Origin of the sequence: Microbacterium sp. SYP-A9085 (assembly GCF_009649635.1) — a bacterium.
Taxonomy (GTDB): Bacteria; Actinomycetota; Actinomycetes; order Actinomycetales; family Microbacteriaceae; genus Microbacterium.
Window position 1 is genome coordinate 1 of sequence record NZ_WJII01000005.1, and the last position, 20,750, is coordinate 20,750.

General features: G+C 71.0%; 18 protein-coding genes and 1 pseudogene. 3 read left to right on the forward strand and 16 right to left on the reverse strand.

The genetic code is table 11. From position 1 onward, the window contains the following. The 12 genes and pseudogenes from GH740_RS10465 to GH740_RS10520 all read right to left on the reverse strand — a co-directional run. The coding region (locus GH740_RS10465) for a DUF222 domain-containing protein (protein WP_153746076.1) at positions 1 to 1,174 on the reverse strand (1,174 nt) is incomplete at its 3' end. 51 nt (positions 1,175 to 1,225) lie between these two features. Beyond that, entirely contained in the window at positions 1,226 to 1,684 is a 459-nt protein-coding gene (gene aroQ, locus GH740_RS10470) for a type II 3-dehydroquinate dehydratase (protein WP_153746077.1), read from the reverse strand. Continuing rightward, complete coding sequence (aroB, locus tag GH740_RS10475; RefSeq protein ID WP_153746078.1) at positions 1,681 to 2,763, reverse strand: 3-dehydroquinate synthase; 1,083 nt, start codon at positions 2,761 to 2,763, stop codon at positions 1,681 to 1,683. Before aroB ends, aroQ begins: the two co-directional genes overlap by 4 nt. Continuing rightward, positions 2,760 to 3,299 (reverse strand): shikimate kinase, encoded by a 540-nt coding sequence (locus GH740_RS10480; protein ID WP_153746079.1) that lies wholly within the window; start codon positions 3,297 to 3,299, stop codon positions 2,760 to 2,762. The genes aroB and GH740_RS10480 overlap by 4 nt, the downstream gene beginning before the upstream one ends. Then, positions 3,296 to 4,569, reverse strand: a pseudogene (gene aroC / locus GH740_RS10485) (chorismate synthase). The gene GH740_RS10480 and the pseudogene aroC overlap by 4 nt, the downstream one beginning before the upstream one ends. 30 nt (positions 4,570 to 4,599) lie before the next feature. Further along, the gene (locus GH740_RS10490; RefSeq protein ID WP_367641460.1) at positions 4,600 to 5,463 is read right to left on the reverse strand and encodes a shikimate dehydrogenase; all 864 of its coding nucleotides are present in this window, start codon (positions 5,461 to 5,463) and stop codon (positions 4,600 to 4,602) included. Continuing rightward, positions 5,433 to 6,893, reverse strand: coding sequence for an endolytic transglycosylase MltG (mltG, locus tag GH740_RS10495; protein WP_153746080.1), 1,461 nt, complete (start codon positions 6,891 to 6,893; stop codon positions 5,433 to 5,435). Before mltG ends, GH740_RS10490 begins: the two co-directional genes overlap by 31 nt. A gap of 1 nt (position 6,894) precedes the next feature. Further along, complete coding sequence (gene ruvX, locus GH740_RS10500) at positions 6,895 to 7,368, reverse strand: Holliday junction resolvase RuvX (RefSeq protein ID WP_153746081.1); 474 nt, start codon at positions 7,366 to 7,368, stop codon at positions 6,895 to 6,897. A 13-nt stretch (positions 7,369 to 7,381) separates the two neighbouring features. Continuing rightward, positions 7,382 to 10,042, reverse strand: a complete 2,661-nt coding sequence (gene alaS / locus GH740_RS10505) for an alanine--tRNA ligase (protein ID WP_153746082.1) — start codon at positions 10,040 to 10,042, stop codon at positions 7,382 to 7,384. 70 nt (positions 10,043 to 10,112) lie between these two features. Next, the gene (locus GH740_RS10510) at positions 10,113 to 10,373 is read right to left on the reverse strand and encodes an ATPase (RefSeq protein WP_153746083.1); all 261 of its coding nucleotides are present in this window, start codon (positions 10,371 to 10,373) and stop codon (positions 10,113 to 10,115) included. Between the two features lie 117 nt (positions 10,374 to 10,490). After that, complete coding sequence (rpsD, locus tag GH740_RS10515) at positions 10,491 to 11,120, reverse strand: 30S ribosomal protein S4 (RefSeq protein WP_367641461.1); 630 nt, start codon at positions 11,118 to 11,120, stop codon at positions 10,491 to 10,493. Positions 11,121 to 11,480: 360 nt separating this feature from the next. After that, positions 11,481 to 12,809, reverse strand: coding sequence for a replication-associated recombination protein A (locus GH740_RS10520; RefSeq protein WP_367641462.1), 1,329 nt, complete (start codon positions 12,807 to 12,809; stop codon positions 11,481 to 11,483). Between the two features lie 98 nt (positions 12,810 to 12,907). Here GH740_RS10520 and GH740_RS10525 point away from each other — a divergent pair, with 98 nt between their 5' ends. The 3 genes from GH740_RS10525 (at position 12,908) to GH740_RS10535 (ending at position 15,254) form a co-directional block, all read left to right on the forward strand. Next, entirely contained in the window at positions 12,908 to 13,192 is a 285-nt protein-coding gene (locus tag GH740_RS10525) for a dioxygenase (RefSeq protein ID WP_216644935.1), read from the forward strand. A 161-nt stretch (positions 13,193 to 13,353) separates the two neighbouring features. After that, entirely contained in the window at positions 13,354 to 14,595 is a 1,242-nt protein-coding gene (locus tag GH740_RS10530; RefSeq protein WP_367641463.1) for a DUF349 domain-containing protein, read from the forward strand. Positions 14,596 to 14,690: 95 nt separating this feature from the next. After that, positions 14,691 to 15,254: a type IV toxin-antitoxin system AbiEi family antitoxin gene (locus GH740_RS10535; RefSeq protein ID WP_153746084.1), complete on the forward strand. Its 564-nt coding sequence runs from the start codon at positions 14,691 to 14,693 to the stop codon at positions 15,252 to 15,254. Here GH740_RS10535 and GH740_RS10540 read toward each other — a convergent pair. The 4 genes from GH740_RS10540 to yajC form a co-directional block, all read right to left on the reverse strand. Further along, positions 15,224 to 17,479 (reverse strand): bifunctional (p)ppGpp synthetase/guanosine-3',5'-bis(diphosphate) 3'-pyrophosphohydrolase, encoded by a 2,256-nt coding sequence (locus tag GH740_RS10540; RefSeq protein ID WP_153746085.1) that lies wholly within the window; start codon positions 17,477 to 17,479, stop codon positions 15,224 to 15,226. The genes GH740_RS10535 and GH740_RS10540 overlap by 31 nt on opposite strands. 74 nt (positions 17,480 to 17,553) lie before the next feature. After that, a complete protein-coding gene (secF, locus tag GH740_RS10545) occupies positions 17,554 to 18,543 on the reverse strand; it encodes a protein translocase subunit SecF (RefSeq protein ID WP_153746086.1) in 990 nt (329 codons plus the stop codon). After that, positions 18,543 to 20,282: a protein translocase subunit SecD gene (gene secD / locus GH740_RS10550; protein WP_367641464.1), complete on the reverse strand. Its 1,740-nt coding sequence runs from the start codon at positions 20,280 to 20,282 to the stop codon at positions 18,543 to 18,545. Before secD ends, secF begins: the two co-directional genes overlap by 1 nt. A gap of 31 nt (positions 20,283 to 20,313) precedes the next feature. After that, complete coding sequence (gene yajC / locus GH740_RS10555) at positions 20,314 to 20,727, reverse strand: preprotein translocase subunit YajC (RefSeq protein ID WP_153746087.1); 414 nt, start codon at positions 20,725 to 20,727, stop codon at positions 20,314 to 20,316. Positions 20,728 to 20,750 lie beyond the last annotated feature (23 nt).

A 20,750-nucleotide genomic window follows, 5' to 3' on the forward strand; every position in this document is an offset into this window, starting at 1 on the left:
GTGGGTTCCCGTCCGTGTCGAGCAGGCAGCGGCTGGTGCCGGTGTCGCACGCGTGCCGGGTGGCGGCCCATCCGGGCAGGGTGGTGCAGTCGTCCAGCACGCCGGCGACCGCGGCCGCCCCGCCCTGCGCGGTGGCGGTCACCGCCTGCTCGGTGATGATGATCCGCACGCCGGCCTGCCGGGTTGCGAACACGGTCTCGGCGTCGGTGAGCGCGCCGGCGCGGAGCAGGTCGATGAGCAGGTCGTGCGCGAGCTGGTCGGTGCTGCGCGGGTCGGTCGCGACCTCGTCGGCGCGGGCCTGCTGGCCGGGGTCGACGAAGCGGACCCCGCGGCGCGGGGCCAGCGCCGCGTCCAGGACGGTGCGCACCCACAGGGCGGCCTCATCGTCGAACAGGAACGACCCGTGCGCGATCCCGTCCGGGTCGGTCCAGATCCGGAAGGAGCGCCGCTCGAACCGTTCCTGGAACCGGCGGGCCGCCCCGTCCGGGTCCAGGATGTCCCGGATCGCGCGGGCCTGCCCGGCAAGTTCCTCCACCGTCCGGCAGTCGGCCTCGCCGATCAGCTGGACCGCGGCGGTCTCCCACGCCGCCCGGGCCTCCTCCCGCGCCGCCGCCACCAGCCCGGCGACCTCGCCGGCATCCCCGGCAGGGGTGCTCTGGCCGGACACGGTGTCCGCGTCGATGGTGGGCGGGTCGCCCAGGCCACGCAGGATCGCGTCATGCTGGCCGACCGTGATCCGCCCCGCCAGCAGCGCCGCCCCGAGCGGGGCATGCCACACCGGTGTCACCGCCGGCGCGGGATCCCCCTCATCCGCACCGGCAGGTACGGGCACCTGGGCGAGCAGGGCCTGCCCGAGCCGGACCTGCTTGACCGCGTCGGTCCGGGTGGAGCCGGTGATCTCCTGCACCAACGCGACCGGCGACCGGTGCCCGCGCACCTGCGCCAGCCCCGCATGCCCCGCCTCGCGCGAGGACCGCGCCGCCACCACCCCGCTGGCGGCCACCCGCAGCGACTCGAACGCGCGGATCACCGCCGACGCCTCCGCCATCACCGACACGACCTGGGCATCACTCAATCCCGACAACAGCAGCGGGAGCGACGCAGCATCCGTGCCCGCACCCACCACCGCACGCACGATGTCCACGTGCTCCTGAAGATCAGTCATGAATGCCATACACGAATCATCGCAGGGGCCCCCGACATTCGAAGTTACGTGCGTATAGCGTCAGCCCTCCGACTGCCCCGCAATCACGTCGATGAGGAGATCGACCGCCGTCGCGTATCCCGCGACGCCCTCGCCGACCACGTGCACGGCGGCGATGTCGGCGACATACGAGTGCCGCCGGAACTCCTCACGCGCGTTCACATCCGAGATGTGCACCTCCGCGACCGGAAGCGCGACGCCGGACAGTGCATCGCGCAGCACCACGGACGTGTGTGTGAGTCCGCCCGGGTTTATCACTATCCCCGCGCAGTCCGTGCGCGCCGCGTGGATGGCGTCGATCAGCACGCCCTCGTGGTTGCTCTGCACCGCGCGCACCTCGAACCCGTGCCGGCCCGCGGCATCCTGCGTGATCCGCTCCACGTCTCCCAGCGTCGCCGTGCCGTAGATCTCCGGCTCGCGCGTGCCGAGCAGGTTCAGGTTCGGCCCGTTCACGAGCAGCAGGCGCCGCGGCGCACTCATGCGCCGATCTCCTGATACGCCGCGAACAGCAGCGACTCGTCGGGCGCCTGCATGATCGTCGGGCGCGCGAGGTCGTCGAGCACCACGAAGCGCAGCATGCTCCCCCGTGCCTTCTTGTCCCGGCGCATCGTCGCCAGCAGCGAGGTCCACGCGCCGGCCCGGTACGTCGTGGGAAGGCCCAGGGATGTCAGGATGTCGCGGTGCCGGTCCACCACGTCGTCGGACAGGCGCCCGGCAAGCCGTGACAGCTCGGCCGCGTACATCATCCCGACGCTGACCGCGGCCCCGTGCCGCCACTGATACCGCTCGGCGTACTCGATGGCGTGGCCGAGCGTGTGCCCGTAGTTCAGCATCTCGCGCAGCCCGGCCTCGCGCAGATCCTCGCCGACCACCTGCGCCTTCATCCCGATCGCCAGCTCGATGCACCGCCGGAACGCGTCACTTGCCGGGTCGAGCGCCGTCTCCGGGTCTGCCTCGACGAGGTCGAGGATCTCGGGATGCCGGATGAAGCCGGCCTTGAGCACTTCCGCGAACCCCGCTATCCGCTCGTTCTGGGACAGCGAGTCCAGCAGGTCCAGGTCGCAGATCACGGCCCGCGGGGGCCAGAACGCCCCCACCAGGTTCTTGCCCTCGTTCGTGTTGATCCCGGTCTTGCCGCCGACCGCGGCATCCACCATCCCCAGCACACTCGTCGGCAGCTGGATCACCTCGACGCCGCGCAGCCACGTCGCCGCCACGAATCCCGCAAGGTCGGTGACGGCTCCGCCGCCGAACCCGATCACGAGGTCGGTCCGCGTGAAGTCCGCCTGCCCCATGACCTGCCAGCAGAAAGCGGCGACCTCGATGCGCTTGCCCTCCTCCGCGTCCGGGATCTCCGCCAGCAGGATCTGCCGTCCGGACTCCGACAGCGACGCCCGCAGCTGCCCGGCGGCGGTCGCCATCGACGGCTGATGCACGAGGAGGACCTTGCGGGCAGCGTCCGGCACGGCGGCGTTCAAGGCGCCCCGCAGGATGCCGCGCCCGACCGTGACGTCGTAGGGCCGGTCCCCCGCCACCGGGATGATCGTCGTGTCCGTCATCGAATTCCTTCCGTCGTGGCGGCATCCTGCTCCCACCGGTCGCGGACCCAGTCGGCGACGGCGGCGACGATGTCGCGGATGTGCCCGGTCGACGTGTCGAACGTCACGTCGGCGAGCCGGGCGTACAGGTCGCGCCGCTCAGCGGCGACGTTCTGCCACTGCGTCATGGCGTCCTCGCCCTGCAGCAGCGGTCGGGTGGTGTTCCGGATGCGCGCGGCCACGATCCGCGGATCCACGGTCAGCAGGACGACGGGATGCTGCGCGAGATCCGCCTGCGTGTCGGGATGCAGCACGGCGCCGCCGCCGAGCGCGACAACGCCGGAGCCGGCGAGTCCTTCGCGGACGGCGTCGCGCTCCCACTCGCGGAACTGCGCTTCGCCGTGGGCCGCGAAGATCTCGGCCACGGGGCCGTGCACGCGGCTGACCGCTATATCGGTGTCGAAGAACTCCACCCTGAGCGCCTTCGCGGCCTTCCGCCCCACGCTCGTCTTGCCGGCGCCCATCGGGCCGATGAGCACGACGCTGCGGTCGGTCATGCCTGCAGCAGCTCCGGATCGCTCGCATCGGTCGTGCGCAGCGTCTGCGGGATGGCGGCCAGGTACGACTCGAGGTTGCGCCGGGTCTCGGCGACGCTGTCGCCGCCGAACTTCTCCAGCACCGTCTGCGCGAGCACGATGGCCACCATCGCCTCCGCCACCACGCCGGCGGCCGGCACCGCGCACACGTCGGAGCGCTGGTGGTGTGCGGCGGCGGTGTCGCCGGTCGCGACATCCACGGTGCGCAGCGCGTGCGGAACTGTGGCGATCGGCTTCATCCCGGCCCGGACGCGCAGCAGGGTGCCGGTCGACATCCCGCCCTCGGTGCCGCCCGCGCGGTCGCTGCTGCGGGCGATGCCCCCGTCGGTCGCGAACGAAGTTCTCGCGGATCGAGCTGGAGGCCGAGCGGGATCCGCTGATGGCGGCGATCGCCGAGGTCGTGCGCGGCGGAGCCGCGACGCCGGGTGGTCTCGAAGCCGTCGCCGACCTCGACGCCCTTGATCGCCTGGATGCTCATCAGCGCCTGCGCAAGCCGGCCGTCCAGCCGCCGGTCCCACTGCACGTGCGAGCCGAGCCCCGGGGGCAGGCCGTATGCGAGCACCTCGACGACCCCGCCGAGCGTGTCGCCGTCCTTGCGGGCGGCATCCACCTCGGCGACCATCTGCGCGCTGGTGGCGGCGTCGAAGCAGCGCAGCGGGTCCGCGTCCAGCTTGTCGACGTCGTCGGGCGACGGCAGCGCGGACCCGTCGGGGACCCGGACCGGTCCTATCGACAGCGTGTGGCTGACGAGCCGGATGCCGAGCTCGGCCAGGAACGCGCGCGCTATCGCCCCGAGGGCGACCCGGGCTGCCGTCTCGCGGGCGCTCGCGCGCTCGAGGATCGGGCGGGCCTCGTCGAACCCGTACTTCTGCATGCCGACGAGGTCGGCGTGGCCCGGACGGGGGCGGGTCAGCGGCGCCCCGCGTCCCCGGGAGCGGTCGGTGAGCTCGGTGGGCTCGGCGCTCATCACCTCGGTCCACTTCGGCCATTCCGTGTTGCCGATCCGCACCGCTATCGGGCTGCCCATGCTCAGGCCGAACCGCACGCCCGCGGAGATCGTGAGCTCGTCCTCCTCGAACTTCATCCGCGATCCGCGCCCATAGCCGAGGCGGCGGCGGGCGAGGTCGGCCTGGATGGCCTCGCGGGAGACGGGGACGCCGGCGGGCAGTCCCTCCATGAGGGCGACGAGTTCGGGGCCGTGCGATTCGCCGGCCGTGAGCACGCGGAGCATGCGTCCAGTCTCCCATGCCGCAGGCGGCCCTCAGGCGCCCGAGACGGCCTCCCGCATGGCGGTGAGCACGGCCGCTTCGTGGTCCAGGGGCGCGGTCGGATCGCCGTGCACGAAGATCCGCACCTGCAGCAGCGCCTGCTCGGTCAGCATTCCGCGTCCGGCCACGGCGGGTGCACCGACGCGCTCCCAGGCTCGGGCGAGGTCGGTGGGCCAGGGCCCGTACACGACGTCGTACAGGAGTCCGCCGCCGGCGGCGAGGGCATCGGCGACCGCAGCGGGCAGGGCGGCGGCGCCAGGCAGCGTCGCGATGGTGAGGGGCACGCGCGCGTGCTCGGAGGCGTCCATCGCGACGGCGCCCACGTGCACGCCGATCCGCGCCCCGAGGGCGATGAGCCCATCGGCGGCGTTCGCCCGGCGTGTCGCGACCTCGACGGCGGTGGCGCCGAGCTCGGCGACCGCCAGCAGGGCGGAGGTGGCCGTGGCGCCGGCCCCGACGATGCGCACGACGTCCACTGACGCGAAACCGTGCGTGCGCAGGTCACGGGCCATGCCGCCCACGTCGGTGTTGAAGCCCCGTGGCCCGTCGGGATCCAGCAGCAGCGTATTGACGGCGCCGGAGAGCTCGGCGCGGTGATCACGGACAGCGGCGGCCTCGAATGCGGCGCGCTTGAGCGGCATCGTCAGCGACAGGCCCCGCCAGGCGGAGTCCAGGCCTGCCAGCGCGCCGTCGAAGCCGGCCGCATCCACCTGCCGGCGCCCGTACTCCCAGTCCAGCCCGAGCGCGTGGTACGCGGCTGCGTGCAGGCGCGGCGAGAGGCTGTGGTCGATAGGGTCGCCCCACACCGCGAGGCGGGTGGCGCCGGTCAGCATCCCGAGTCCGGGTGCGCCCGGCACCACTCGTGCATCTGCGAGATGGCCTTCTGATGCTCGGCGTACGTCGTCGAGAACACGGTCTGCCCGGTGTCGAGGTTCACCGTCACGAAGTACAGCCAGGGGCCCGGGGCGGGGTGCATGGCCGCGTCGATCGCCTGGTCGCCGGGGTTCGAGATGGGCCCGACCGGAAGTCCCGTATGCACGTACGTGTTCCACGGATTGTCGTCGTCGAGCGCAGCCTGGCTCGAGCTCGCGGTCCCGTCGTGCATCTCGCCGTACCCGTACTGGGCCGTCGAGTCCATCTGCAGCTTGCCGAACGTCTGCTGGTTGCCGGGGTCGAGCCGGTTCTCGATGACACGCGAGACCTTGTAGAAGTCGTCCGCCGAGCGCGCCTCGCGCTGGATGATGGACGCGACGGTGAGGACCCGCTGCCGGTCTGCGGTCGGCACGCCGGCGTCATCCAGGGATTTCACGGTCCGGGCCACCATCGTCTTGATCACGTCGCCGGCGGTGGCGCCCGGCCCGAACGTGTACATCGCCGGGAAGAGCCAGCCCTCGAGCGTCTTCGCCGTGACGCCGTACGCGGACGGGTCCTTGACGGCGGCCGTGAAGTCGGCCAGGGGGATCTTCAGCGCGTCGGAGAGTCGCTTGAGGATGACATCCTCGGTGAGCCCCTCCTGCAGCAGTGCAGAGTTCTCCAGCTTCGAGGCCGGGTCGGTGAGGGCCTTCAGCGCCGCGGCGGCCGTCATCTGCTTCTGCAGCTTGTACACGCCCGGGTAGAACGTGGGGCTCGTGCCGGTTGCCACGAGCATGTCGTAGAAGACGCCCGGCGTCTTGGTGACGCCCGCCGTCGCGAGGGACCGGGAGATGGATGCCCCGGTGTCGCCGTCCACTATCGTCACCAGGGCCTCGCCGTGCGCCTGCCCGGCTTCGAAGTCCTTCGGTTCCTCCCAGCCCATGAACGAGCGGATGCGGTCCTCGTTCGCGGTCCACACGTAGAGGCCGCCGGCGCCGATGCCGCCCAGGAGGACCAGCACGATCGCCAGCGCTATCCAGCGGCGGCGGCGCTTCTGCCGCCTCGTCTTCTTCGCTGGCACTGCGCCGATGGCGTCCGTGCCGGCGGTGCCGATGAAGAGGTCCTCGAACGAGGGGCGAGGGGCCGCGGATACCGCCGGACGCGGACCCGCGGATGCCGGGGGCGCGGCGGGCGTGTCGGGCTCGGCGGATGCGCGCTCTGCAGGTCGGGCCGGATGCGGCGCGGCGGCGACCTCGGCTGCGTCCTCCTCCGCCCTGGCGGCCGCCGCGCGGGCGGCGGCCTCGCGGGCGGCCCGCCGCGACAGCGGGGCCCGATGGGCGGGGTCCCCGGTGTTCACGGCATGCGGCCGAGGATCGGGCAGCCTCCCGTCCTTGTCGGCCATCGGGTCGTCATCGGGAGAGCGGGCATCGGGCATGTCAGGCGGGCTCCTGCACTGGGGGGACGAGGTCGCCGGCCGGGTGTCCCGTGCGCTTCTCGATGTCGAGGGCCTGCTGGAGGAAGACCACGGCGGCGACCTGATCCACAATGCTACGAGACGAACGCTGGGATCTGCCCGATCCGCGCAGCGCCGCGTGTGCGCTCACGGTGCTGAGGCGCTCGTCGACGAGCCGGACCGGGAGCCGGGATGCCGCTGCCAGCGCGGTCGCGAACGCGCGGGCGTCGGCGGTGGAGGGCGTCTCCAGCCCGCGCAGATTCAACGGCAGCCCGACGACGAACTCGATAGCGGCGTGCTCGTCGGCGAGGGCGAGGATCCGCGTCAGCGGCTCCCCGTTCCGGGGAACGGTCTCCACGGGCACCGCGAGCAGTCCGTCGGGGTCGCTGCGTGCGACGCCGACACGGACCTTGCCCACGTCGACGCCGATCCGCGCGCCCCGGCGGAACCCGCTCATCCCCGCCGTTCCGTCACGGCCGCTCCAGCCCGGCGCGCACGGCGGCCAGCGCCGCCGGCAGCGCGGCGACATCCGACCCGCCGCCCTGCGCCACGTCGTCGCGGCCGCCGCCGCCGCCGCCCAGGGCTGCCGCCGCAGCCTTGGCCAGCGGACCCGCCGTGGCGCCCGCGGCGCGGGCGGCGTCGTTCGTTGCGACGACCACCATCGAGTGCCCGTGCACGTCGCCGCCGAGTGCGACAACGGCCGCGTCCGCGCCGAGCCGGTCCCGTACCTGCAGGGCGAGCGAGCGCACGTCATCGGCCGATGCCACCGCGCCCAGCGATTGCGCCACGAGGCGCACACCGCCCACCGGCGCCGCGGTGCCGGCGAGGGCCGGCACGCGATCGGCGAGGGCACGCGCCTCGAACGCCGCGATCTTCTTCTCCGCGGCCTTCAGCTGCGCGCCAAGGTCGGCGATCCGGCCGGGCAGCTGGTCGCGCGGCGTCTTCAGCGCGGCCGTCAGCTGCGAAACGATTGCGCGTTCGGCCGCCAGCTCGCGGAACGCATCCACGCCCACGAGCGCTTCGACGCGGCGGTTCGAGGCGCCGACCGACGACTCGCCGACGAGGCTGATGAGCCCGACTTCGGCACTCGAGGAGACGTGCGTGCCCGCGCACAGCTCGCGCGACCACGGCCCGCCGATGTCGACCATCCGGACGGTGTTGCCGTACTTCTCGCCGAACAACGCCATCGCGCCGAGCTCCTTCGCCTCGGCCAGCGGCAGCACGCGCGTGGAGACCTGCAGGTTGTCGCGGACCGCGTTGTTGGCGATCTCCTCGATCTCGCTGCGGGTCGCCTCCGACAGCGCCTGACCCCACGCGAAGTCGAACCGCAGGTATCCCGCCCGGTTCAGCGAGCCCGCCTGCGTGGCGGTGCGGCCGAGCGTGTCGCGGAGCGCGGCGTGCACGAGGTGCGTCGCGGAGTGCGCCTGGGCGGCGGCACGCCGGTTCGCGGCATCCACGACGCTCGTGGCCGCCTGTCCGACACCGACCTCGCCCTGCGTCACCTCGACGGTGTGGCTCACCAGGCCGGGCACGGGCTTCTGCACGTCGAGGATCTCGAGCTCGTAGCCGGGCCCGACGATCATGCCCTTGTCGGCGACCTGGCCGCCGCTTTCCGCGTACAGGGCCGTCTCGGCGAGGATGACCTCGGCGATCTGCCCCTGGACCGCGCTCTGGGCGGGCACGCCGTCCACGAGCAGGCCGAGCACGCTGGACTCGGTCTGCAGCTCGCCGTAGCCGGTGAAGACGGTCTCCCCCGCCGCGCGGAATTGGCGGTACACGCTCTGGTCCGCGAGAGCCCGCTTGCGGGACCTGGCATCGGCCTTCGCCCGCGCCTTCTGCTCGTGCATGAGGGTGTCGAACGCCGCGCGGTCGACATCCAGGCCCGCCTCCTGTGCCACCTCGAGCGTCAGGTCGATCGGGAACCCGTACGTGTCGTGCAGCAGGAACGCCTCGGGTCCGCTGATCGCGGCCGCGCCCGATTCCTTGGTCTCGGTGATGGCCAGGTCGAGGATCGCGGAGCCGGCCGCGAGCGTGCGCAGGAACGTCTCCTCCTCAGCGAACGCGTACTGCGAGATGCGCGCCCAGTCGCTCGCGACGACCGGGTAGGCGTCCTTCATGGCGTCACGGGATGCCGTGAACAGCTCCGGGAAGGTCGCTCCGTCCACGCCGAGCAGCCGCATCGCCCGCACGGACCGGCGCATGAGCCGGCGCAGGATGTAGCCGCGCCCCTCGTTGGAGGGTGTGACGCCGTCGGACAGCAGCATCAGTGAGGACCGCACGTGGTCGGCGATCACGCGGAAGCGGACGTCGTCCTCCTGCTCGGCGCCGTAGCCACGTCCGCTGAGCTCGACGGCTCGGTCGAGCACCGGGCGCACCTGGTCGATCTCGTACATGTTCTGCACGCCCTGCTTGATGAACGCCACGCGTTCCAGGCCCATGCCGGTGTCGATGTTCTTCTTGGGCAGCGGACCGACGACCTCGAACTCGGTCTTCGAGCGGACATCCCGGATCTGCTCCTGCATGAACACGAGGTTCCAGATCTCGGTGAACCGGCTGTCGTCGACGGCGGGGCCGCCGTCACGCCCGTACGCGGGGCCACGGTCGAAGTAGATCTCCGAGCAGGGGCCGGCGGGCCCGGGCTGGCCGGTGTGCCAGTAGTTGTCCTCTTTGCCCATCCGCTGGATGCGCTCGTCGGGCAGGCCCGCGATCCGGCGCCACAGGGCGGCGGCCTCGTCGTCGTCCTCGTAGACGGTGACCCACAGGTCGCCCTCGGCGAACCCGAGTCCGCCGTCTGCTTCCGGGCCGGTCAGCAGCTCCCAGGCGTAGGAGATGGCGCCTTCCTTGAAGTAGTCGCCGAACGACCAGTTGCCGAGCATCTGGAAGAAGGTCCCATGCCGGGCGGTGTGCCCGACCTCCTCGATGTCGAGCGTGCGGATGCACTTCTGCACGTCGGCGGCGCGCGGGAACGGCGCGGGGACGAGCCCGTTCAGGTACGGGATGAATGGCACCATGCCCGCGATCGTGAACAGGATCGACGGGTCGCCGCTGACCAGCGAGGCGGACGGGACGATGACGTGGTCGTTCTTCTCGAAGTAGTCGAGGTAGCGCTGGGCGATCTCAGCGGTCTTCATTCATGTCTTTCGTGGGGATTCGGAACCAAGACGCCATCGCCCGGCTCGGGGCGCGGGGCGGCGTGCGATCTCAGATAACGGGGGCGTCGCTGTGCGGCGCGGCGCCGCCCTGGGCGGACGTGGCTGCGGCAGCGGCATCCTCTGCACGGGCGACGGCGGCGGCCAGGTGCGCCTCCTGGGCGCGGTAGGCGTCGCCGATCCGGTCCGTGAACTCGGTGACGCGCGCGTCGAGGTCGGCGAGCACCTCGTGGCCGCGGGGGTCCTTGTCGATGACGTGGGCGAGGACGAAACCGCCTGCCACGCCGAACAGGAGCCACAGAAGCTTCTTCATGTCATCCCTTCCGAGCGGCCGCGGGCGCGGCATCCCCCATCGTAGGCGGAAACGCCGGAAGGGCGTCGGGGGTGGCCCGACGCCCTTCCGTGCGTACCGCGATCGGATCGAGCCGGATCAGCGGGCGGCGTAGTACTCGACGACGAGCTGCACGTCGCAGACGACGGGCACTTCGGCGCGCTTGGGGCGGCGCACGAGGCGCGCCCGCAGCTTGTCGAGGTCGACCTCGAGGTAGCCGGGGACCGGGGGCAGGACCTCGGCGTTGCCGCCGGCGGCTGCCACCTGGAACGGCTCGGTGCCCTCGCTGCGCTCCTTGACGTGGATGAGCTGGCCCGGCTTCACGCGGAACGAGGGACGGTCCACAAGCTGACCGTCGACCAGGATGTGTCGGTGCACCACGAACTGGCGCGCCTGCGCCATCGTGCGGGCCAGGCCCGAGCGCAGGACGAGCGCGTCCAGCCGCATCTCGAGCTGCTCGACGAGGTTCTCACCGGTCAGGCCGTCCTTGCGGCGGGCCTCCTCGAACTGTATGCGCAGCTGCTTCTCACGGATGCCGTACTGCTCGCGCAGGCGCTGCTTCTCGCGCAGGCGGACGGCGAAGTCGCTGTCGGCCTTCCGCTTGGTGCGGCCGTGCTCACCGGGGCCGTAGGGGCGCTTCTCGAGGTAGCGCGCGGCCTTGGGGGTCAGCGCGACGCCGAGGGCGCGGGACAGGCGGACCTTGCGGCGGTCCTGGGACTTCGATGCCACGAAGTGTTCCTTCCATGACGCGGCCGTGACGATCACGACTCGCGGGCGTATCGCCCGACTCCGCCCGCCGGATGCGCACGCCGGAGCGCAGGTGGCGGTTGTTCAGGAGGAGGGGGATGCCCGAAAACACTGTTTCAAGCCGATTCATGCTATCAGACAGGGGTGTTGAGTCGCAGAAACTGCGGCATCCGGCCGGCTGCGGTGAGGTCTCGTGAGACCCGTGCCCGGGGATGTCGCACAAGATGCGACATGCGGCGGCGACATCCCGCACCTTGTGCGACACGCACCCCAACCGGTCGCAGAAGCCGTCGCCTGCGGCGCCGACATCCCGCACCTTGTGCGACGCCTATGATCCGCGGCTCAGGCGCCGCCGAGGATGCGGCGGATCTTCTCCAGGCGCGCCTGCACATCCCGCTCGGCGCCGAGCGCCTTGGGCTCGTAGTACCGCCGCCCCACAAGTTCGTCGGGCAGATACTGCTGAGGCGAGACGCCGACCTCGCTGTCGTGCGGGTACACGTACCCCTTGCCGTGCCCGAGGCGCTTCGCTCCGGCGTAGTGCGTGTCGCGCAGATGCGCGGGCACCCTCCCGAAGCCGCCCGACCGGACGTCGGCGATAGCGGCGTCGATCGCGACATAGGCGGCGTTCGACTTGGCGGTGGTCGCGAGGTACGCGGTGGCCTCCGCGAGCGGGATTCGGCCCTCCGGCATCCCGATGAAGGCGACAGCATCCGCCGCCGCCACCGCGATCAGCAGCCCCTGCGGATCGGCGAGTCCGATGTCCTCGGCCGCCGAGATCACGAGCCGTCGCGCGATGAACCGCGGGTCCTCCCCCGCCTCGATCATCCGCGCCAGGTAGTGCAGTGACGCGTCGACGTCCGAGCCCCGGATCGACTTGATGAACGCACTGATGACGTCATAGTGCTCGTCACCCTGCTTGTCATACCGCAGCAGCGCCTTGTCGACCGCCTGCGCCACCTGATCCGCGGTGATCTCCGGCTGTTCCGCGTCATCGCCGGGGACGGCGAGGGATGCCGCGGCCTCCAGCGCGGTCAGCGCGCGCCGCGCGTCCCCCGACGAGAGCCGGACCAGCGCGCTGCGCGCCTCCGCCGTCACCGCGACGGCTCCCGCCAATCCCCGCGGATCCGTCACCGCGCGATCAACCAGCATCCCGAGATCCTCGTCGGACAGCGGCTGCAGCGTGAGCAGCAGCGAACGGCTCAGCAGCGGCGAGATCACCGAGAACGACGGATTCTCCGTGGTCGCCGCGATAAGGACCACCCAGCCGTTCTCCACGCCCGGCAGCAGCGCATCCTGCTGCGCCTTCGTGAAGCGGTGGATCTCGTCGAGGAACAGGATCGTCGACTGCCCGTAGAGATCGCGCTGGTTCAGCGCCTCCTGCATCACCTCGCGCACGTCGCGCACGCCGGCCGTCACCGCCGACAGCTCCACGAAGCGCCGCCCCGACGACCGTGCTATCGCCTGGGCCAGTGTCGTCTTCCCGGTCCCCGGCGGACCCCACAGGATCACCGACACCACGCCCGCGGCCGCGGCATCCGGGTCCGCGAGCTTCACGAGCGGGGATCCCGGGCGCAGCAGATGCCGCTGCCCGGCCACCTCGCCCAGCGACGTGGGCCGCATCCGCACCGCCAACGGCGTCTGACCGGAGAACAGGGCGGATGGGGAGCTCACCCGTCCAGGCTATCGACGCCGTGCGACAGTCGGCTTTGTCGGCGCGCGCGGGGCCGCCATAGGATCGTCCCGGACAGACCGAGCGCGAAGGAGGCGCCGTGGCGGCGGCAGCGAAGAAGAAGGATGCCCGCGTCCTACGCGACCGTGCACGTGCCTTCCAGGCCCGGCAGCAGTTCAACACCCACCGCGAACGCCGTCGGGTGCGCGACAATCTGATCGGCGGCATCGTGGGCGGCGTGCTGCTGATCGCCGCGATCGGCGCCCAGGTCGGGTACTACGCGTCCGGCCCCGGCCGCCCCACTCCCACGCACTCCGCCACGGTCGCGACACCCGCTCCCAGCACGACCGCGCCAACGACTCCGGCACCGACCGTCACCCCGTGACCGGTGCCCGTGTCGTACTAGGCTGGTGACCCGTCCATACCCCCCACAGACGGCGCCAGCCGTGATGAGGTGCACCCGTGACTGCCGACGCAGAGAACACCCCCGTACCGACCCCCCTCCCCGGGCCTCCGCCGACGGCCGCGCCGAGCCTGGCTCCGGCGGTGGGAGCCACGTCCGGCTCCGAGCCGTGGGGTCGCGTCGACGACGCCGGTGTGGTGTCGGTCCGGGATGGCGATCAGTGGCGCGTCGTCGGCGAATACCCTGACGGCACCCCCGCCGAGGCCCTGGGCTACTTCGAGCGGAAGTTCGCCGATCTCGCCGGCGAGGTGGCGCTGCTAGAGGCCCGCCACCGCGGCGGCGGCGCATCGGCATCCGACCTGCGCGAAGCGGCCGCCACGACACGCGCGAAGACCGTCGACGCCGCCGCCGTCGGCGACCTCGCCGGTCTGCAGCGCCGGCTCGACGCCCTCGTCGATCAGCTCGAGGAGGCGGCGGTCGCCGAGTCGGCCGCGGCTCGCGAGGCTGTGGATGCCGCCATCGCGCAGCGCACCGCCCTCGTCGAGCAGGTCGAGGCCCTCGCCGAGCGCGATCCGGCGAATGTGCAGTGGAAGCAGACGACCGCGCAGCTGAGCGAGCTGTTCGAGCAGTGGCAGGTGCAGCAGAAGGACGGCCCGCGGCTGCCGAAGTCGGCGGCGCAGCGCCTCTGGAAGCGGTTCCGTGACGCGCGCGCTGTGGTCGAGAAGCAGCGCCGCGAGTTCTACGCCGGACTCGACGAGACGCACAAGGCCGCGCGGTCGCGCAAGTCGGACCTCATCGACCGTGCCGAGGCGCTCGCGACCAAGGGCGAGGACGGCATCGCCGCGTACCGCGACCTGCTGGATGCCTGGAAGAACGCGGGCCGCGCCGGCAAGAAGGCCGATGACGCGCTGTGGGCGCGGTTCAAGGCTGCCGGCGACGCGCTGTACGGTGCACGCACCGAGCGGGAGACGGCGGAGGTCGAAGCGTCCCGGGAGAAGATCGACGCGAAGCGCGCCCTGCTGGAGGAAGCCGCGCCGATCGTCGACGAGCGCGACCTCGCCAAGGCGCGGGCCGCGCTGACCGGCATCCAGCGCCGCTGGGACGAGATCGGCCGGATCTTCCCCCGCGACCGCGAGCGGGCGCTGGACGACGAGCTGCGCACGATCGAGCAGAGCGTCCGCACCCGCGAGGATGCCGATTGGAAGCGCAACAACCCGGAGACCAAGGCGCGCGCCAATGACATGACGCGCCAGCTGACCGAGGCCATCGCGAAGCTCGAGCAGGAGCTGGCCGACGCCGAGTCCGGTGGGGACGACCGCGCGATAGCGGCGGCCCGCGAGGCGCTCGACGCGCGCCGCGCCTGGCTGCGCGCCGTCGGCGGCTGACCGAGCTCTCCACAGGCAGGGCGCGGCGGTCGAGCCCTCCACAGACCGGGCGCCCGCGGTCCGCTGTACGCGCCCGGTGCGGCACACTGCGGTGTATGACGTCCGCGCACCTGTACTTCCCCGGGCAGCTCCTCTCCGAGGCCGAGCTGACGGCGGCGTGCCTGGACGGGCACCTGGTCGCGCTCGGGGAGGCGTTCGTCGCGGCCGACGCCGTCGAGACCGCGGCCCTCCGCGGCGGGTCGCTGCGCCCGCTGCTTCGCGACGCGCTCGCGGCGACGGGGCTGAGCGCGGCGTGGGTGCACGGGGCGCTGCACGCGCCCCCATCCCGGCACCGGGTGCAGCGCGTGACGGCCCGGCGGCTGCACCACGTCATCGACCGGCGTCTCGACTATCACGACCGCCGGGTCCCGGCCGGCGACCTCGTCCTCATCGGCGGAGTCTGGGTCACCACGCCGACCCGTACGCTGGCCGACCTGGCGAGGCAACCCGGTCCTGTCTCCGAAGAGGCCGCACGGATGCTGCTGGGCAGCGGCCTCGCCGACGTCGGTGCGGGCATCGCGTGGCTTCAGGCCGCCGGTCCGCTGCAGAACAAGCGGGCGGCTCTCGCGCTGCTGCGCGGGTGGGTGGATCAGCCGGAGGTGACCCGGTACACGTCGTAGACGGCGTCGATCCGGCGCACGGCGTTGAGGACGCGATCCAGGTGCACGGTGTCGCCCATCTCGAACACGAACCGGCTGATCGCCAGCCGGTCGTCGCTGGTGGAGACCGTCGCCGACAGGATGTTCACGTGGTGGTCGCTGAGCACCCGCGTCACGTCGCTGAGCAGCCCCGATCGGTCGAGCGCCTCGACCTGGATCTGCACCAGGAACACGCTCTTCGTCGTCGGCGCCCACTCCACCTCGATGAGCCGCTCCGGATCCGCCATCAGCGACTTCACGTTCGTGCAGTCCGCGCGGTGCACGGACACGCCGCTGCCGCGGGTCACGAACCCCACGATCGCGTCGCCGGGGACCGGGGTGCAGCACTTCGCCAGCTTGACGAGGATGTCGGGGGCGCCGCGCACGAGGATCCCGGAGTCGCTGCCGCCGCGCTGCGACCGCGGCCGTCCGCCGTGCGGAGGCAGATCGATCGGCCCGGTCACCGTCTCGTTCGCGGTGACCAGGGCGGTCACCTTCTCGAGCACCGACTGCGTGGAGACGTGTCCTTCGCCGACGGCGGCGTACAGGGCCGAGACGTCCTCGTAGCGCAGCTGCTGCGCCACCTCGGAGAACGAGTCCTGGCTCATCAGGCGCTGCAGCGGCAGGTTCTGCCGGCGCATCGCGCGGGCTATCGCCTCCTTGCCCTGCTCGACGGCCTCCTCGCGGCGCTCCTTCGTGAACCAGCCGCGGATCTTGCTGCGTGCCCGGGTGCTCTTGACGAAGCTCAGCCAGTCCTGGCTGGGGCCGGCATCCGGGTTCTTCGAGGTGAACACCTCGACGACATCCCCGGAGTGCAGCTCCGACTCCAGCGGTACCAGCCGGCCGTTCACCTTCGCGCCCATCGTGCGGTGGCCGACCTCGGTGTGCACGGCGTACGCGAAGTCCACGGGGGTCGCCCCGGCGGGCAGGCCGACCACCCGCCCCTTGGGGGTGAAGACGTAGACCTCCTTCGCCCCGATCTCGAAGCGCAGCGACTCGAGGAACTCCCCCGGGTCGGCGGTCTCCGCCTGCCAGTCCGAGATGTGCGCGAGCCACGCCATGTCGGCGTCGACCGCCCGCGCGTCGGCCTTGCCGCCGTTGACCCGCTCCTTGTACTTCCAGTGCGCGGCGACGCCGTACTCGGCCTGCTGGTGCATCTCGTGGGTGCGGATCTGGATCTCCACGGTGCGGCCGCCGGGTCCGATCACGGTGGTGTGCAGCGACTGGTACAGGTTGAACTTCGGTGTGGCGATGTAGTCCTTGAACCGGCCGGGCAGCGGCGTCCACCGCGCGTGGATCGCCCCCAGCACGGCGTAGCAGTCGCGCACGGTGTTCACGAGCACGCGGATGCCGATGAGGTCGTAGATGTCGTCGAACTCGCGGCCGCGGACGACCATCTTCTGGTACACGGAGTACAGCTGCTTGGGCCGCCCCATCACCTGGCCGCGGATCTTCAGGTCCCGCAGGTCCGTCTCCACGTCCGTGATCACGGTGTGCATGTACTGCTCGCGCTGCGGGGTGCGCTGCTTGACGAGGCTGTCGATCTCGGCGTACAGCTTCGGCTGCAGCACCGCGAAGGAGAGGTCTTCCAGCTCCGCCTTGATCGCTTGAATGCCCAGACGGTGTGCGAGCGGCGCGTAGATCTCGAGCGTCTCGGTCGCCTTCTTCTTCGCCTTCTCCGGCGGCACGAAGCCCCACGTACGCGCGTTGTGCAGCCGGTCGGCGAGCTTTATCAGCAGGACCCGGATGTCGCGGGACATCGCCACGATCATCTTGCGGACGGTCTCGGCCTGTGCGCTCTCCCCGTATTTGACCTTGTCGAGCTTGGTGACCCCGTCCACGAGCATCGCCACCTCGTCGCCGAACTCCATCGTGAGCCGGTCGAGCCCGTATTCGGTGTCTTCGACGGTGTCGTGCAGCAGCGCGGCCGCGACGGCGCGGGGCCCCAAACCGAGGTCGGCGAGGATCTGCGCGACAGCGAGCGGGTGCGTGATGTACGGTTCCCCGCTCTGCCGCTTCTGCCCGGTGTGCGCGGTGTCGGCGGTGGAGTACGCGCGTTCGATGATCGACAGGTCGCCCTTGGGGTGATGCGAGCGGACCGTGCGGATCAGCTGTTCGACGTCGTCGCGGCGCTGGCTGCGCGAGAAGATGCGGGGTACCAGCCGGCGCAGCGAGGAGCTCTGCCCGGTGTGGACGGTCTCGGCCATGCCCGCACCCCCTCCCCGTCGACTGGTACGATCCTACGCCCGCACCCCTCGGCGACCGCCGGGGGCGGCCGGTCTCACGCCGCCAGGGCGGCCTGTGCGCGGGCCTTGCGCACCTTCGCGTCGTGGGCCTTCAGCGCCGGTTCGTTCTCGCGGAACAGCGAGTACAGCGGCGCGGCCACGAACAGTGTCGAGTACGCCGCGACGATGATGCCCACGAAGATCGACAGCGAGATGTCGCTGAGCGTCTCGGCGCCCAGCCAGATGGCGCCGATGAACAGAATCGCGCCCACCGGCAGCACCGCGACGATCGTCGTGTTGATCGATCGCACCAGGGTCTGGTTGACGGCGAGGTTCACGGACTCGGCGAACGTGCGGCTCGCATGATCGCTTTCCGCGTGGGTGTTCTCCCGCACCTTGTCGAACACCACCGTGGTGTCGTACAGCGAGTACGCGAGGATCGTCAGGAACCCGATCACCGCCGCCGGCGAGATCTCGAACCCGGCAGCCGCGTACACCCCGATCGTGATCACGAGCACGTCGACGAGGCCGATGATCGACGCCGCGGACATCTTCCAAGTGCGGAAGTACAGGGCGAGGATCAGGAACGTCAGTGCGAGGAAGATCGCCAGGCCCCACAGCGACTGCCGCGTGACATCCGCGCCCCAGCTGGGTCCGATGAAGGATGCCGTGACCTCGTTGACGTCGACGTTGTACGTCTTCGCCAGCGCGGCGCGGACCGCCTGCGTCTGGTCGGGTGTCATCTGGTCGGTCTGGACCCGGACGCCGTCCGAGCCGACCGTCGTCACCTTCGTGGTGGCTCCCGAGACCACACTGATGACGGCATCCGTCGCCTTCGACTGGTCCGGCTGATGGATGCCGGACACGGTGAACTGCGACCCGCCGGTGAACTCGATCGAGAACTGGACGGGACGGATCAGCGGCACCAGGGCCGATGCGATCACGAGCACCGTGGCGATGATGAACCACAGCCGCCGCCGCCCGACGAACGGGAAGGACACCTTCCCCGAGTAGAGGTCGTTGCCGAACTGGCTCATGACGCCCATCAGCGATCAGCCCCCTTCTTCGACGTGTCGGTGCCGACCGCGGCATCCTTCGTCGCCCGTTCGGCGGCGAGCTTGCGCTCGGCGATCGTCTGGCGGCGCTCCGCCTCGCCGCGTGAGCGGGCGGTGCGGCGCACTGCGGCGCCCTTGCCCTCGATGACCGGAGTCCGGAACTGCGAACGGCCGCGATAGACGGCGCCCAGCGCCTCCGGATCCATGCCCGAGAACCGGTGCCCCTCGCCGAAGAACGGCGTGCGGGCGACCAGCTGCATCACCGGGTGCGTGAACAGGATGAAGATCAGGATGTCGATCGCGGTGGTCAGTCCCAGCGTGAACGCGAAGCCCTTCACGGTCGCGTCGGCGAGGATGTACAGCACGACGGCGGCCAGGATGTTGACGGCCTTCGCTATGTAGATGGTGCGCTTCGCGCTGGCCCAGCCGTCCTCCACCGCGCCGGTGATCGACTTGCCGTCACGCAGCTCGTCGCGTATTCGCTCGAAGTACACGATGAACGAGTCGGCGGTGAACGCTATCGTCACGATAAGACCGGCGACGCCGGCCAGCGATAGTCGGAAGCCCATCCGCCAGGCGAGGATGCACAGCAGCGCGTACGTGATCACGCCCATCACCATCAGCGAGGCGATGATCACGAAGCCGAGGGCCCGGTAGCTCAGCAGCGAGTAGGCGGCGACGAGGGCGAGGCCGATGAGTCCGGCGATGAGCCCGATCTGCAGCTGCTGCGAGCCGAGCGTGGCCGAGATGGTGTCCGAGCTGACGACCGTGAAGCTCAGCGGCAGCGCGCCGTACTTCAGCTGGTCCGCGAGCGTCTTCGCGCTCTGCTCGGTGAAGCTGCCGGTGATCGACGGGTTGCCGTCGGTGATCACGGCGTTCATCCGTGGGGCAGAGATCACCTGGCCGTCCAGGACGAACGCGAACTGGTCGCGCGGGGACTCCGCCTTCAGTCCGTACAGGCGTGTGCTGACGTCCGCGAACAGCTTCGTGCCGTCGCCGTTGAACTTCAGCTGCACCTCCCACTGGCCGGTCTGGGAGTTCATGCCGTACGACGCGTCGTTGATCAGCGAGCCGTCGAGCTCAACAGGTCCGAGGATGTACTTGACCGAGTTGTCGGCCTCGCACGTGATCAGCGGCTGGTCCTTGGGAGCATTGGCGGGATCGTTGCCCTCCGCGCCGCAGTCGTACGCGAGGAACTCGGCCTGCAGCTTCGGGGTGATCCAGCTGGGGTCGCTGCCGTTGCTCGGCGATGCGGTGGGCGTCGCCTGCAGCGTGGGCGCCGGGGTCGGGTACGGCGTCTGCTTGCCGTCGTCGCCGACGAAGGATGTCGCCGGCGCGCCGGTGAACAGCACCGAACGCAGCTGCATCTGCGCGGACGCCTCGATGCGGGCGCGGGTCTCATCGTCGGCTTGGCCGGGGATCTGCACGACGATCTGGTTGCCGGCCTGGGTGTTGATGTCGGACTCGCCGACGCCGGAGGCATCCACGCGCTGCCGGATGATCGTGGCCGCCTGCGCCATCTGGTCGCTGGTGGGTGCCGCGCCGTCCGGCGTCTTGGCCTGCAGGATGATCTGCGTGCCGCCCTGCAGGTCGAGCGCGAGCTCGGGGACCCAGGACGCCGCCTTGAACACGTACACGCCCAGGGCGTTGAAGCCGAACAGGACGGCGATGACCACGAGCAGGCCCAGCAGGGCTCGCCAGGCATGCTTGACGGGGGTGGATGCGGCCACGGAGGGTCAGCTTTCTCGCGAAAGGGGTGGATCAGGCCTCGGGCGTGTCCTTCTTGTCGTTCTCGGCGCGCAGCCGCTCGGCGGTCTCGTCCGCCGTCTCGATCTGGGGCGCCGACTCCGCCTCCGGCTCATCGGCGACCTCGGTCACCGGCTCCTCCGCGTTCACGACGCGCAGGATCGCCTGGCTGTGCACCTTGATGTCTACGCCGGGGGCGATCTCGACGAGGGCCGGCTGGTCGAGGTTGTCGGGGTCGTAGGACACGATGGTGCCGTAGAGTCCGCCCTGAAGCAGCACCTCGGCGCCGGGCACGGTCTGCCGCGCCTTCGCCTCCTGTTCGGCCTTCTGCTTGGCCATGCGGCGCCGTGAGCTCCAGAACATGAAGACGAGGAGGACCACCAGGAGGATGATCAGGCCGTAATTCTGGAAGAACGTTCCGAGGTCCATGAAGCGAGGGGTACCTTTCGATT